The sequence below is a fragment of the Pseudomonas taeanensis MS-3 genome, assembly GCF_000498575.2.
GTDB classification, from domain to species: Bacteria; Pseudomonadota; Gammaproteobacteria; order Pseudomonadales; family Pseudomonadaceae; genus Aquipseudomonas; species Aquipseudomonas taeanensis.
This window is the reverse complement of sequence record NZ_AWSQ01000009.1, coordinates 213,861-227,866: the sequence shown is the minus strand read 5'-3', so window position 1 is coordinate 227,866 and position 14,006 is coordinate 213,861. Positions and strand designations below refer to the sequence as shown.

The window sequence follows — 14,006 nt, the reverse complement described above, 5'->3', positions numbered from 1 at the left end:
CAGTTCCTCTTAGAATCACGCCACTATTTTATGGAAGCCGACTAGATGGCCTTGCCGACCTTACGAATCATCGCGTTCATCAACGGCATTTTTCTGATTACCCTGGCCATCAGCATGGTCGTACCGATGCTCACACTGGTGCTATTCGAACGCGCCCAAGAGCTGAACGGTTTTCTCTGGTCGAGCTTGTTCACCTTCGTCGCCGGCCTCGCCATGGTCCTCCAGGGGCGGCCTGCGGACACCCAGCTGCGCCCGCGTGACATGTACATGCTGACGGTTTCGAGCTGGCTGCTGGTGTGCCTGTTCGCTGCCCTGCCCTTCATGCTGTTTCAGCGCATGAGCATTGCCGACGCGATTTTCGAGAGCATGTCCGGGATTACCGCCACTGGTGCTACCGTGCTCAGTGGGCTGGACAGCATGTCACCGGGCATTCTGATCTGGCGCTCGCTGCTGCACTGGCTCGGCGGCATCGGCTTTATCGCCATGGCCGTGGCGATTCTGCCAATGCTGCGGATCGGTGGTATGCGCCTGTTCCAAACCGAGTCCTCGGATCGCTCGGAGAAGGTCATGCCGCGCTCGCACATGGTTGCCAAGTACATGGTGGCAGCGTATGTCGGCCTCAGTCTGCTTGGCGTTCTGGCATTCTGGTTGGCGGGTATGGGCCTATTCGACTCGATCAACCACACCATGTCGGCGATCGCCACCGGCGGGTTCTCCACCTCGGACCGCTCCATCGGTAACTGGGCACAACCTGCGGTGCATTGGGTGGCTGTGCTGCTGATGATTCTCGGCAGCCTGCCGTTCGTACTCTATGTATCAATGATGCGTGGCAACTACCTGGCACTGTTTCGCGACCAACAGGTGCACGGCTTTCTCATCATCTTGCTGGGCACCTGGCTGGCGCTCGGCACCTGGTACAACCTGACCACCGAACTGCATTGGCTGGAAGCCGTTCGCCACGTAGCCGTGAACGCCACCTCGATCATGACCACCACCGGCTTTGCACTGGGCGACTACACCCTATGGGGTGGTTTCTCCGGGATGCTGTTCTTCTACCTGGGTTTCATCGGCGGTTGCTCCGGTTCGACCGCCGGCGGCTTGAAGATTTTCCGCTTCCAGGTGGCCTATATCCTACTCAAGGCCAACCTGCAGCAACTCGTGCATCCGCGCGCGGTGATCAAACAGCAGTACAACCGCCACCGTCTGGACGAAGATATCGTCCGTTCGATTCTGACCTTCTCGTTCTTCTTCACCATCACCATCGCCTTGTTGGCACTGGCCCTGACCCTGTGCGGCCTGGACTGGATCACCGCGCTGAGCGGAGCCGCCAGCACGGTATCCGGCGTAGGCCCAGGCATGGGTCCGATCATCGGTCCGGCCGGCAACTTCGCCAGTCTGCCGGACATCGCCAAGTGGTTACTGACCCTGGGCATGCTGCTCGGGCGACTGGAGATTCTGACCGTACTGGTACTGCTGATGCCGGCCTTTTGGCGACATTGATGGGATTGCCCCAGGATCATGGCCTGGCGCGGCTACAGCACCGACCTGCGCTATAACCGCGTGCGGTATTCGCCTGGGGTGATGTCGAACCAGCGGCGGAACGCGCGAAAGAAATTGCTCGGATCGGCGAAGCCCAATAAATAAGCGACCTCCAGCAGGGCAAGGTTGGGCTGAGCCAAGTACTGCTCCGCCAGCTCACGACGGGTGTCGTCAAGCAGTTGCTGGAAGCTGGTGCCCTCTTCCTGTAAGCGCCGCTGCAGGGTGCGCTGCGACAAGTGCAGCGCCTGCGCCACCGCCTCGCGTTTGGGCTCACCTTGCGGCAGCAACCGGCACAGCACTTGCCGGGCCAGGTGAGTCACGCGGCTTTCCGAGAAACGCGCGAGATACTCACCGGCGAAACGATCATGCAACTGCGCCAGCGCCTCGTTGGCAGTCGGCAGCAGCATCTCTATGTCGGCCCGATCGAACAGCAGCGCGTAGTGCGCGGCATTGAACTTCAGCGGCGCCTGAAATACCTGTTGAAAGGGTTGCAGATCGGCCGGTGGCTCTCCCTGGAAAAGAATCTGTTGCGGGAGAATCGGCTTACCGGTCATCCAACGGCAGAATGCCAGAGCATAAGCCAGCGACGCCTCGGCGCTCTGCCGCGCGGGCGGCAGACGATCGCCGTGGATTGCCAGGAGCAACTCGTAACCATGTGGGGTACTGCGAAAGCTCAGATCGGCGCCCTCGGCGATGATCCGCTGAAAACGCACCAGACGGGTCAGGCCTTCCTTCAGCGTACGGCTGGACATCAACGCGTACCCCACCACATGGAAGGAGGCCGGACGCACCACTTTGGCCATGTTCAAGCCAATCGCCGGATTACCCGACAGCGCCACCGCACGCTGCCACAGACGGGTCATATCGTCCTGCGGGAAACGGGCATCTGGATCCTCCAGGGCGGCATAATCCAAGCCCAGCTCGGGAAAGATCATGCGGCAGTCGACGCCGCCCAGTTCCAGTGCCTGGACAATCCCCAAAGCCCAATTCGACGAGGTGGTTCGTTCGCTCATGGCCTGTTCTTATTCGAGTCAGCGGAGGGTCGCAATACGCGGCCTGGCGACGAAGGATACTAAACTGGCACTTAATGTCACTGGCCCAGCAGGACACTCGGCCTAGACTGGGCCCAACCACCAGTCACCCAATACAGGAGGTGCGCCATGGCCACTCAGACCAGTGCCCGCTACACCAGCTTCGCCGAGTTCTACCCTTATTACCTGCAAGAACACAGTAACGCCACCTGTCGCCGCCTGCACTACGCCGGCAGCTTGCTGGTACTGGGCATCTTCGCCTACTCCCTGCTCAGCCAACAGTGGCAGTGGTTACTGGCGATCCCTCTGGCCGGCTATGGCTTTGCCTGGGTCGGCCACTTCGTCTTCGAGAAAAACCGCCCGGCCACCTTCCAATACCCGTTGTATTCGCTGATGGGCGATTGGGTGATGCTCAAGGATGCCCTGACCGGCCGCATCAAGTTCTGACCCGAGAGCCAGCAGAGGACACTCGTAATGCACACTCAGGCACATTTCACCCACATGCAGGACGGCACGGCCGAGGATTGGGCGACCATTGCACAGCACTTCAGCGCCTATGCGGCGCAGTTGCCCGAGCGCATTCTCAGCCACTTGAAACTGCTCGACGGCGACTTCGGCGGCTTCCCCATCGATCGCCTGGCCCACTCGCTGCAGACCGCCACCCGCGCGCACCTCGATGGGCGCGACGAGGAGTACGTGGTCTGCGCCTTGTTGCACGACATCGGCGACACTCTTGGTAGTTATAACCATGCCGATATCGCCGCGGCCATGCTCAAGCCATTCGTCAGCGCGGAGCTGCATTGGATGGTCGCAAACCACGGAATATTTCAGGGCTATTACTTCTTCCATCACCTGGGCATGGACCGTCACCTGCGCGAGCAATTCAAGGATCATCCGCACTATCAGGCGACCATCGACTTCTGCGCCAAGTACGATGCCGCGGCCTTCGATCCAGACTTTGAAAACCTACCGCTGAGCTTCTTCGAGCCCATGCTGCGACGCGTGTTTGCCCAGCCGAAAAACTCCCTCTATCAAGCGGCCATGACCCACGCCCGTTAACCACTGAGGCGCTTCGCCGTCACCGTTCGGCTGCCGTGCTTGGCTCGCGCCGCCACGCTTGGTTATGATCCCCGCTCTGTCGCAAGCCTGGCCTAGTGTTTGCAGACCGCTTAGACGCCCAGCAGAGGCGTCATAAAATCAGCAGGGATCACCTCCACAGCATGAATGCCAGCCAGTTAACCCGACTCACGCCACTGCCGGCGCCGCCGCTGCGTGAGTATTACTCGCGTGTGCTGGCCTATATCGCCATCGCCGCGACTATCGCCGCGGGCACCTACGTCCAGCATTTTGGCTACGACATCCTCTGGATGGTGCCCTACGCCCTGCTCTACCCACACCTGGCCCATCACATTAGCCTGCGCTTCAAGCGCAATCACCCGCAGAAAACCACATTGGCCTTGCTGCTTATCGACGCCTTGCACTGCGGCGCAGCACTTGCGCTGCTGAGCTTTTCGGTAGTGCCCAGCCTGGTGTGCCTGTTGATTCTGGCATTCAGTTCTCTGGTGATTGGCGGCTTGCGCCACCTGGCGCTGGCTCTGTTGATCGCCTTGTTCAGCACCGTGCTCAGCGCCGCATTGATTGAGTTCGAATTCACCCCCAATACACCGGCAATCGTCGCGCTGGTGAGCATCGCCTTCGCCACCTTGTATATCTGTATCACCGCTTATTTCGTGCACCAGCAAGGCTTGCGTCTGACCCAGGTACGCAGCGACATCAAGCGCGAACAGGAGAAGGCCGCACGACTGGCGCGCAATCTCGCCAAATACCTGTCGCCACAGGTGTGGGAATCGATCTTCAGCGGCAAGAAGAGCGTGCGCCTGGAAACCCAACGCAAGAAGCTCACGGTGTTCTTCTCCGACATCAAAGGCTTCACCGAGCTGTCCGAAGAGCTGGAAGCCGAAACCCTCACCGACCTGCTCAACAGCTACCTTAACGAGATGTCAAAAATCTGCCTGAAATATGGCGGCACCATCGACAAGTTCATCGGCGACAGCGTCATGGTGTTCTTCGGCGACCCGGCCAGCCGAGGCGCCAAGAAAGACGCAGTGGCGGCAGTCTCGATGGCCATCGCCATGCGCAAACATATGAAAGTGCTGCGCCAGCAATGGCGGGCCCAGGGCATCACCAAACCCCTGGAAATCCGCATGGGGCTGAACACCGGCTACTGCACCGTGGGTAACTTTGGCGCCGATACGCGTATGGATTACACCATCATCGGCCGCGACGTGAACCTCGCCAGCCGCCTGGAAAGCGCCGCCGAAGCCGGCGAAATCCTGATCTCGCATGAGACCTATTCGCTGATCAAGGACCTGATCATGTGCCGCGACAAGGGTCAGATAGCGGTCAAGGGCTTCACTCGCCCGGTACAGATCTATCAGGTGGTGGACTTTCGCCGCGACCTGGGGGCCACCTCCAGCTACGTCGAACACGAACTGCCGGGCTTTTCCATGTATCTGGACACCAACGGCATTCAGAACTTCGACAAGGAGCGGGTGATTCAGGCGCTGCAGCAGGCCGCCGAGAAATTGCGCGACAAGGTGATCATGTAAGGCGGGCGCCAGTGCTGTCGATTGGTATAGACCGGGTGGGGGCTACGCTGCCCCGGATTCCATCCGGGCTACGAACACACCACCGTCTGCCGCTAACCGCTTGACGCCACTACCTTGGAACCGCGGCACAGTTCGCCATCCAGCAAGGGTTGCTCAGCCAGAAATTGCAGCGCCGAGGCACGCCAGGACTCTCGCGTCGCCAGCTCGGCGCAGTGCGCCCGGTCCAGTTGCAGAGCCGCCAGACAAGCCTCGCCCAGGTTCTCCGCCATCACTCCGTTGACGCCCGCCTGCAGCACATCCAATGGCCCCGGCACGGGGAATGCCGCCACCGGTGTGCCACAAGCCAAGGCTTCGAGCATCACCAATCCATAAGTGTCGGTGCGCGACGGAAACACCAGCACGCTGGCCTGTTGATAAGCCCGCGCCAAGTCGGCGCCATGCCGATAGCCGAGAAATTTCACCTGCGGATAACGCGCCTGCAGCGTCTCACGCTGCGGGCCATCGCCGACCACCTGCATCTCCCCCGGCAGCTCGAGGGCGAGGAAGGCTTCGAGATTCTTCTCCGGGGCAATGCGCCCGACGTACAGGAACACCGCTTGCGTAGTGTCCGGTGCTGGCGCTAGCGGATGAAACAGTCGTGTATCGACGCCTTTGCGCCACAGCGCGAGGCGCTGCAGCCCCCAACCAGCAAACTCCTGACGCAGCCGCTCGGTGGTCACCAGCACCGCCCGACTGGGGCGGTGGAAGGCGCGCAGGTAGGCATAGCCCCAGCGCAACGGCAGCCAGGACCAGCGGCTGCTGATGTATTCGGGAAAGCGCGTGTGGATCGCACTGGAAAACGCCAGACCGCGCTTGCCCAACCAGCGCCTGGCCGCCCAACCGAGCGGCCCTTCGGTGGCAAGATGGACGCAGTCAGGCTGGAAATCACGGATCGCCGGCCCGACTCGCCAGAGATCCCACACCAGGGGAATCTCCGGATAGGTCGGACAGGGTCGGGAGCGGAAGTCCTGCGGCGACAAGAGCTTGACCTGATGACCCAAGCCGCGCAGCTCGCCGACCAGGGCCTGGAGGCTGGTGACCACACCATTGACCTGCGGCAGCCAGGCGTCCGAGACAATCAGGACTCTCATGCGGCCGGCTCGACTACTGCCACCTGCTCAGCAGCCTGCAGAGCCTCATGGGCTTGTTCTTCGGCCAGACGATACAGTTCGATGCGGCCATCCAGGTGCTCGATCAAGGCGCTGCAGGACTCGACCCAGTCACCACAATTCATGTATTCCACCTCGCCCATCGGACGGATCTCGGCATGATGAATATGCCCGCAGACCACTCCGTTGAACCCGCGTTTGACGCACTCGTGGACGATCGCCTCCTCGAAGTCGCTGATGAAACTCACCGCACTCTTGACCTTATGCTTGAGGTACGCCGACAGCGACCAATAGCCGTAGCCGTAACGGCGGCGCCAGTGATTGAGCCAGCGGTTGAGAGTCAGGGTGAGCTCGTAGGCGGAATCGCCGAGGAAGGCCAGCCAGCGATGGTAACGGGTGATCACATCGAACTGATCGCCATGAATCACCAGCAGCCGACGGCCGTCGGCGGTGACGTGCTCAGCCTCATCGACCAGCTGGATATTGCCGAGCACCAGGCTGGAGTAACCGCGCAGAAACTCGTCATGATTGCCGGTGACGTAAATCACTTCGGTGCCGCGCTTGCTCATGGTCAACAAGCGGCGAATCACGTTCGTGTGTGCCTGCGGCCAGTACATTCCGCCGCGCAGCTTCCAGCCATCAATGATGTCGCCGACCAGATAGACCTTGTCTGCCTGATAGCGCTTGAGGAACGCGGCGAGATGCTCGGCCTGACAATCCCGCGTGCCCAGGTGCACATCGGAGATCCACAGTGTGCGGACCCGTTGCTTACGACTGGGCTTAACCAGTTCTGCGCTGCTCATGGACGGCCTCCATCAGGGTTTTCTCGAGCTTGCGGGGCGGCGGTGAAGCGTTTATGACTACGCCATGGCAGTTTGATGACGAGCGTGACCCACGACTGTGATTTACCGAGCCTTGAGGAGGCTGGCGGGCGTGGCTGCTGCAGCTCGCAACAGCCTGATAGACTGAACACCTTGTTCGAGGATTCCCGCATGCCTTCGCTGCTCTCCTTGCGTCACTACAGCCATGAACTGCTCAGCCACAGCCACGCCCACCCGCAGCTGGTGTTCGGCCTGAGCGGAACGCTTGAGTTCGAAGTCGCCGGCCAGGGTAGCCAGGTGATCCGCCAGACCCTCGCCGTGGTGCCCGCAGGCGCTCGCCATGCCTGCGGCAGCCGCAGCGGCAGTCAGTGCCTGGTGCTCGATGTGCCCTCGGAGCAGTGGCTCGAGCAACGCCTGGGCGCGCATGCAGATGCCAGCCGACGCCTGCTCGAGCAACCCGGCCCACTGAACCTCGCCCCCGCGCAGAGCCAGTTGGTCAGTTGGCTGGCTGCCAGCCCGGTCAATGACCCGGTAATCGCCGAACAAGGCGCCGCCCTGCTGCTGGCCAGCCTCAGCAGCGAGCGACCTTGCCTGGATGCCATCCAACGCTTGCCGCTGAGTGTGATCGACATGCATATCGATCGACATGCCGCGCACCCGTTGCAGGTCGCCGACCTGGCACGCCTGGTCGGACTGTCTACGGCACGTTTTCATGTGCGTTTTCTCGACGAAATCGGGCAAACGCCGATGGAGTATGTGCGTTTCAGACGTCTGCAGTTGGGCCGGCACTTGCTGCAAACCAGCCAACTGGCCGTCGGCGAGATCGCCGCGCGAGTTGGCTACCATTCGCAAAGTGCGTTTACCGCGGCACTTTCGCGACAATTTGGCTGCACCCCACGCGCCTTGCGCCAGCTGCGCGAGTAACGCGAGTAACGCGACAAGCCACGCGACTCCCGCGACAGACACAGGCAACTGCGCCCCCTAGACTGCATACAGCCATAAAATCGGAGGCGTTATGCAGCACATTGAGTGGGACGACTTTCAGCGGGTGGAATTACGTGTAGGTACGGTTGTGTCGGCCGAGCCGAACGAAAAAGCAGTGAAACCGGCCTATGTGCTACAGGTCGACCTCGGTGAGCTCGGTGTGAAGACCTCCAGCGCCCAGCTCACCGCGCACTACCGTAGCTGCGACCTGCTCGGACGGCAGGTGCTGTGCGTGTGCAACTTCGCCCCGAAACGTATCGCAGGGGTGCGCTCGGAAGTGCTGGTGACCGGCGTGTACGACGCGGATAACCGGGTGGTCTTGGCTAGTTTCGACAAGCCACTGCCCAACGGGGCACGCCTGGCATGACCGAACGTAAAGCCTTGCTGGCGATTCACCTGGGCGCCCTGCTGTTCGGCCTCTCGGGGATTTTCGGCAAGCTGGCCTTGACCACACCGCTGGCCATTGCCGCTGGCCGCGGCCTGTTCGCCGTGCTGGCCCTGGCACTGTTTGCCCAGCTGTTCAAGCAAGCCCATAGGCAACCGATTGGCTGGCGTCAGCTTGGCTTGCTGGCAGTGGGCGGAATCCTGCTCGGTAGTCATTGGCTGACCTTCTTCGAGGCGGTGAAAGTCTCGGGTGTGGCCATCGCCACCCTGGGTTTTGCCAGCTTTCCAGCGTTTACCGTGTTACTGGAAGGCGTGCTGTTTCGCGAGCGCACGCGCCCCAGTGAATTCGCCATGGTCGGCATAGTGACCCTGGGTCTGGTTCTAGTCACGCCGAATTTCGACCTGGCCAGCCAGGCCACCACAGGTCTGCTCTGGGCGGTTCTGTCCGGCTTGCTGTTCGCCCTGCTCTCGCTGCTTAACCGTGTGAGCACGAGCGGCATCGACCCGGTTCAGGCCGCACTGTGCCAGAACCTCACCTTGCTGGCCTGCTTCATGCCGTTCGCCTGGCCACTGTTGAGCGACTTGAGCCTGCTCGACTGGTTCTGGCTGGCCATGCTCGGGGTGTTCTGTACCGGCCTGGCGCACAGCCTGTTCGTTGCCAGCCTGCGCGTGATCAAGGCCCGAAGCGCAGCGGTAATCTTCGCCCTGGAACCGGTCTATGGCATCGCCTTCGCCTGGTGGTTGTTCAACGAAGTGCCCACGCTGCGCATGTTCGCCGGGGGGGCGCTGATCATCCTGGCGATCTTCGCCTCGGCCCGCATGGCACGCTGACAGTCAGCAAGATGGCCAAGCGAAGGCCGTTTCAGCAGAAGTCATAGATCGCGTGGACGATCGCTGTGGCCAAGGTCGCGCTGCGGGTCGATCTGATCGCGCACCTTCTGTTTGAGCACCTTGGCCTCGGGAAAACCACCATCGGCCTTGCGCTCCCAGATTTGTACGCCATTGCAGGTGATGCGAAATACCCCACCGCTGCCTGGTTCCAGGCTGACTTTGCCGAGATCGTCGGCAAAGGTCGACAACAACTCCTGAGCGAGCCAGGCCGCCCGTAACAACCACTGACACTGGGTGCAATAGGTGATGACCACTTCGGCTTTTTGATTGGACATGGAACGACTCGCAGAGAGCGGGCCGCTACTCACCTAGCAACCCAGTCAAACAACAGTGGTGAGAAACCCAGCATTACCTGCGGATACCCCCTAGCCGTAGAGGCCACTAGGCAATCTTGGCCAACAGCTCGCGGGCTTCCTGCTTTTGCTGTGCATCGCCGTTACTGATGACTTCATTGAGGATACTGCAGGCACTGTCCACACTGCCTTGTTCGATATAGGCCAGCGCTTGATTAAGCTTGGCCAAGTTATCCCGGCTCTCGGTCAGCTGATCGAGGTCCCTCAGCACAACATGGCTGCCCACTGGCGCCTGCTTGGCAAAATTCTCATCCAGCTCCTCCTGCAACCAGCCTTCATCCGATGTTTCCTCAACCAGCATTGACTCGGCAAAAGGGCTCAATGCATCCCGCTCGCCTGTCAGGTCAAAAGCGCCAGAGGGTTTGCTGAGACTCGAGTCACTATCGGCCTGAACCGATGCCGCCTTTTTGTTGCTCACAGCCGCTGCAAACGGGCTGGCCAGGTCCCAGTCAGCATCCAACGACAGGTCATCCAAATTAAGCTGGAAGCCATCATCCTGCAGCTCCTCAGCTACGGCTGACGGCAGCAGCGGTGCTTCCTCCAGGTTCAGCACCACAGAGTCCAGAGGATCAACGGCAGTAACGTCGAGCAAACCAGGGTGGCGCTCCTTGAGCTGGTCAATACGCACGGAGGTAAACCCGGCGTTGCGCAGAATAGTCTCTTCTTGCGCAAATGCTTGAGCATCCCCTAACTGCGCCAGCACCTCCAGCAAGCGAAAACGGATGTCGCTGCGTTCAGGCTGAGCGCCCAATGCCTTGCGTAGCGTCGCTGCGGCTTCACTGAAGCGCCCATAAGCAATGTAGATATTCGCGCCTTCCAACGCATCGACAGAGCTGGGCGTGCGTACAGACGCATCCGTCGACCTACCCTCGTCGCCGACCAAGGTATTGACTTTGAGCGGTTGCGCCGGCGTCTCTAACGGAGCCACGGCAGGCTCGGCTGGCACCTCAGGGTCCTGACCGGTCTCAGCAGCACGCCGCTTCTCACGCCAGAACAGGCCGAAAATCCCGGCCAGCAACAGCAGTAACGCGGTGAAACCTGCACGGAGCCAATTGTCAGTTTGATTCGCTGACGGCTCGCTCTTCTGACCAGTGCCCGGCTCGACACTGATCACTGCGGGAGAGACAGGACGCACTTCAGCCAACGCCTGCCGAGCCGCGAGCTCAGCCTGTAACGCGGCTAACTGCTGATCCTTGCTGCTCATTTGCGCTTGCAACTGCTGCAGCTGCGCCTGCATGTCCGCGAAGCTCTGCTGCAACTGAAGATTTTCCGCTGCCTGGCTGGCCAGCTCCTGCTCCACTCGCCGCTGCACCTGGACGATCAGTTCGGCCTGAGTGTCGAGTGTCTGCTCGGGTGAGGCTGGTGATTGCGCGTCAGCCACTGCCTCAGGCGGTGCCTCACTTGGCGCCATGTCAGCGACCGCCACATCCGGCAGCAGCAAATCGGCCCCAGCCTTCAACCGATCGATATCGCCATTGCTAAACGCCTGGGGATTGAGCGCATGGATATCGCCCATCAAGCGCTGCTGAGAAACAGTACTGCCTGCTGCGCGCAAGCCGGCGGCAATCGTCCACAGGCTGTCACCTCGGCTTACCCGGTAATGCTCACCCAGCGCCGTGGTCGGTAGTTCGCGTGGCGCTACTGAGGCCCTAGGGGTTATCCCTACCCTAGCCCGAGGCGCGCTCGCTTGAGCCCCAGACACCTGAGCAACGGCACGAAAGGCAGAGGAGTTGGGCGGGTCGATAAGCAAAGTGTATTCGCGCAGCAGACGACCATTGGGCCGCGCCACTTCGACAATGAAGTTCAGGTAAGGCTCACGCACTGGCTGATTCGACACCACGCGAATCACACTCTTGCCACCGCGTAGCACCGGGGTAAACCGCAGGTCATTCAGGAAAAACAGGCGATCAACACCAGAGCGATTAAACGCCTCAACAGGTGCGAGCCGTACCTGCAAATCGTTGGCGCTGAGATCGGCGACCTCCAACAGTTCAATCTCAGCCTCTAATGGCTGACTTAACGCCGAATGCAGAGTAATTTCGCCCAGCCCCAAAGCCGGGACCATAGCCGAATAAACCGCCGAGCTTGATGCAAGGCCAATCAATAACTGTCGAACCCGAGTCATGCGCCCTCCCCCGGTAACCCCGCCCCGCTAAAGTGGCACCACTGCACGCCATGGGCATGCACATCCTGTCCGTGGTGAAACAAACGGCGCGACAAAAACACCTGTCGAGAGCAACTTCCGTGTTGGCCCGACTAAAAAATGAGTATGGCCACTATTAACAGACATGCGCGTTCTGGTAGGCGCACAGTGATGAGGCAGATGGCCATGATACGCAAAAGCCTAGACCAACAGCCAGAAAGCTGACGAACAAATAATTGGCTGTTCCAGGTGTCAGTGCACTGTCGAGCGCACGCCCCGGGCCGCCAGTACCGTCAACGCGAAGACGGCTGCCATCAGCCAAAAGCTTTGCTGGAAAGCCAACGCCTCGGCCACTCGGGTGCCGCCTTCGGCACTGTGCCGCCACTCCAGAAAGAAGGTCAGTAGATTGACCCCAAAGGCGCCGCCCAGTTGGCGCACGAAGGTGATGGCACCCGCGCCCTGAGCCAGTTCCTGCGGGCTTAGAATATCCAGCGAGCCGGTACTCAGAGCCGGCAACAGCAAACCAAGCCCGACCCGGCCGACACTCGCCCAGAAACACAACACGGCGAATGAGGCCCCCTGTTCGAGCCAACCCAAGCCGGCTGCCGACAAAGCGAAGACAAGCAAACCGCTGATTAACAGCAAAGCTGCCGAGAGCTGATCGCTCAACCAACCGCCGACGAAGGAAGCAACCCCCATCAACACCCCAGTCGGCAGCAAGAGCAATCCGGCGCGCCCGGCGCTGAAACCTTCAATCGTTTGCAAGTACAACGGGATCAGATAGGTCGAGCCATACAGGCCCATGCCCAGGGTCAATGCCACCCAGCTGGCACTACGGAAACCGGCGTGGCGCCACAACCCCAGGGGCAGCAGCGGTTTGTCGCTGCTACGGCTGCGCGCGAAAAATCCGGCGAATGCCAGCATGCCTATCAGGGTTGTCGCCCACACGCGCACCTCGCTCCAGGCAAACCGCTGCGCCTCTGCCAGAGCGCCGAGTATGCTGAACAACGCCAGACAGAGCAGTACAAAAGCCCAGACATCCAAAAACGGAGTGGTACGTTCACGCTGGCTGGGCAGCAACCAATAGCCACCCAGCAGTGCCAGCAGGCACATCGGCAATGGCAGCCAGAACACCGCCACCCAGCCGAAATGGTCGACCAGATAGCCACCGATGGTCGGCCCCAGTGTCGGCGCGACCATTACCCCCAGGCCATACAACCCCAGAGCCATGCCACGCCCACCCTCGGCGAATACGCGAAAGATCAGCACCATGGCCAATGGCTGGATGATCCCGGCGCACAAGCCCTGGACGATGCGCAGGGCGATCAGCTGCCAGGCCGCTTGCGCCGCCAGCGCCAATAACGAGCTGAAGATAAACAGCAACAGGCCGAGCTGCGCAGTGCGTCGGGCACCGAACCGCGCATGCGCCCAGGTTGCCAACAACAGACCGGCGGTCATCGCCGCCAGAAAGCCGGTGGACAGCCACTGCGCTAGGGGCCGGCCAATTGCGAAATCCGCCATGATCGCCGGCAGGGCCACATTGATGCTGGTCGACGCCAGCACCATCGCCATGCTGCCAACCATCAGTACACTCAGCAGCCACTGCGGGTAGCGCGCACCGAAGTGCGCATGCAGGGTCTGCAGGTCCTGCTGCATTAACGCTTTTCCAGGTTGCTCAGAATCTGCTTATGCACCTGCTGACAGCGGCGCAGTTCTTCTTCGTCGATGCCGGCGAACAGCTCCTGGCGCAGTTGGGTGGAGATCGCCTCGATCTTTTCGATCAGCGGTTGGGCTTGAGGACGCAAGGCGATTTTCTTCGCCCTGCGATCCTCAGGCACCGCCTGACGGCTGACCAGATCCTGGGCTTCCAGGCTATCCAGTAGACGGGCCAGGGTCGGGCCCTCGACCCCGACGCTTTGCGCCAGCTCGCGCTGGGTGGGCAGTTCTTCGAAACGGGACAAATGCAGGAGCACCAGCCAGCGGGCCTGTGACAGACCGAGCCCGACCAGACGGCGATCCAGTTCGGCGCGCCAGGCGCGGGATAATTGGGCGACTTGCATGGCGAAACGGTGTTGATCTGATTGCGACATGGATAACGGCTCT

At 60.9% G+C, this 14,006-nt stretch carries 14 protein-coding genes; 7 read left to right on the top strand and 7 right to left on the bottom strand.

Features of this window, described 5'->3' with window-relative positions:
* Positions 1–45 precede the first annotated feature (45 nt).
* Positions 46–1,500: a TrkH family potassium uptake protein gene (locus tag TMS3_RS21255; RefSeq protein WP_025167314.1), complete on the top strand. Its 1,455-nt coding sequence runs from the start codon at positions 46–48 to the stop codon at positions 1,498–1,500.
* 50 nt (positions 1,501–1,550) lie between these two features.
* Here TMS3_RS21255 and TMS3_RS21250 read toward each other — a convergent pair whose 3' ends face one another.
* A complete protein-coding gene (locus tag TMS3_RS21250) occupies positions 1,551–2,552 on the bottom strand; it encodes an AraC family transcriptional regulator (protein WP_025167313.1) in 1,002 nt (333 codons plus the stop codon).
* Positions 2,553–2,699: 147 nt separating this feature from the next.
* On the opposite strand from TMS3_RS21250, the gene TMS3_RS21245 reads away from it, so the two are divergent.
* The 3 genes from TMS3_RS21245 to TMS3_RS21235 all read left to right on the top strand — a co-directional run bounded on the left by TMS3_RS21245 (position 2,700) and on the right by TMS3_RS21235 (position 5,179).
* Positions 2,700–3,017: an Mpo1-like protein gene (locus tag TMS3_RS21245; RefSeq protein ID WP_025167312.1), complete on the top strand. Its 318-nt coding sequence runs from the start codon at positions 2,700–2,702 to the stop codon at positions 3,015–3,017.
* A 27-nt stretch (positions 3,018–3,044) separates the two neighbouring features.
* Complete coding sequence (locus TMS3_RS21240) at positions 3,045–3,629, top strand: HD domain-containing protein (protein ID WP_025167311.1); 585 nt, start codon at positions 3,045–3,047, stop codon at positions 3,627–3,629.
* A gap of 161 nt (positions 3,630–3,790) precedes the next feature.
* The gene (locus TMS3_RS21235; protein ID WP_025167310.1) at positions 3,791–5,179 is read left to right on the top strand and encodes an adenylate/guanylate cyclase domain-containing protein; all 1,389 of its coding nucleotides are present in this window, start codon (positions 3,791–3,793) and stop codon (positions 5,177–5,179) included.
* 92 nt (positions 5,180–5,271) lie between these two features.
* Here TMS3_RS21235 and TMS3_RS21230 read toward each other — a convergent pair whose 3' ends face one another.
* Positions 5,272–6,309: a glycosyltransferase family 4 protein gene (locus TMS3_RS21230; RefSeq protein ID WP_025167309.1), complete on the bottom strand. Its 1,038-nt coding sequence runs from the start codon at positions 6,307–6,309 to the stop codon at positions 5,272–5,274.
* A complete protein-coding gene (locus tag TMS3_RS21225; protein WP_025167308.1) occupies positions 6,306–7,130 on the bottom strand; it encodes a UDP-2,3-diacylglucosamine diphosphatase in 825 nt (274 codons plus the stop codon). Before TMS3_RS21225 ends, TMS3_RS21230 begins: the two co-directional genes overlap by 4 nt.
* A 189-nt stretch (positions 7,131–7,319) precedes the next feature.
* Here TMS3_RS21225 and TMS3_RS21220 point away from each other — a divergent pair, with 189 nt between their 5' ends.
* From TMS3_RS21220 to TMS3_RS21210, 3 genes are all read left to right on the top strand, one after another.
* Positions 7,320–8,072, top strand: a complete 753-nt coding sequence (locus TMS3_RS21220) for an AraC family transcriptional regulator (RefSeq protein ID WP_025167307.1) — start codon at positions 7,320–7,322, stop codon at positions 8,070–8,072.
* A 91-nt stretch (positions 8,073–8,163) separates the two neighbouring features.
* Positions 8,164–8,499 carry a tRNA-binding protein gene (locus TMS3_RS21215; protein WP_025167306.1) on the top strand — a complete coding sequence of 112 codons (336 nt, stop codon included), beginning with the start codon at positions 8,164–8,166 and terminating at the stop codon, positions 8,497–8,499.
* Positions 8,496–9,347 (top strand): DMT family transporter, encoded by an 852-nt coding sequence (locus TMS3_RS21210; protein ID WP_025167305.1) that lies wholly within the window; start codon positions 8,496–8,498, stop codon positions 9,345–9,347. Before TMS3_RS21215 ends, TMS3_RS21210 begins: the two co-directional genes overlap by 4 nt.
* Positions 9,348–9,388: 41 nt before the next feature.
* Here the strand turns inward: TMS3_RS21210 and TMS3_RS21205 are convergent, their stop codons facing one another.
* The 4 genes from TMS3_RS21205 to TMS3_RS21190 all read right to left on the bottom strand — a co-directional run bounded on the left by TMS3_RS21205 (position 9,389) and on the right by TMS3_RS21190 (position 13,993).
* Entirely contained in the window at positions 9,389–9,682 is a 294-nt protein-coding gene (locus tag TMS3_RS21205) for a SelT/SelW/SelH family protein (RefSeq protein WP_025167304.1), read from the bottom strand.
* Positions 9,683–9,788: 106 nt separating this feature from the next.
* Positions 9,789–11,885 (bottom strand): FimV/HubP family polar landmark protein, encoded by a 2,097-nt coding sequence (locus tag TMS3_RS21200; RefSeq protein WP_051394286.1) that lies wholly within the window; start codon positions 11,883–11,885, stop codon positions 9,789–9,791.
* A gap of 270 nt (positions 11,886–12,155) precedes the next feature.
* Positions 12,156–13,559 carry a DHA2 family efflux MFS transporter permease subunit gene (locus tag TMS3_RS21195; protein WP_025167302.1) on the bottom strand — a complete coding sequence of 468 codons (1,404 nt, stop codon included), beginning with the start codon at positions 13,557–13,559 and terminating at the stop codon, positions 12,156–12,158.
* Positions 13,559–13,993, bottom strand: a complete 435-nt coding sequence (locus tag TMS3_RS21190) for a MarR family transcriptional regulator (RefSeq protein ID WP_025167301.1) — start codon at positions 13,991–13,993, stop codon at positions 13,559–13,561. The genes TMS3_RS21195 and TMS3_RS21190 overlap by 1 nt, the downstream gene beginning before the upstream one ends.
* Positions 13,994–14,006 lie beyond the last annotated feature (13 nt).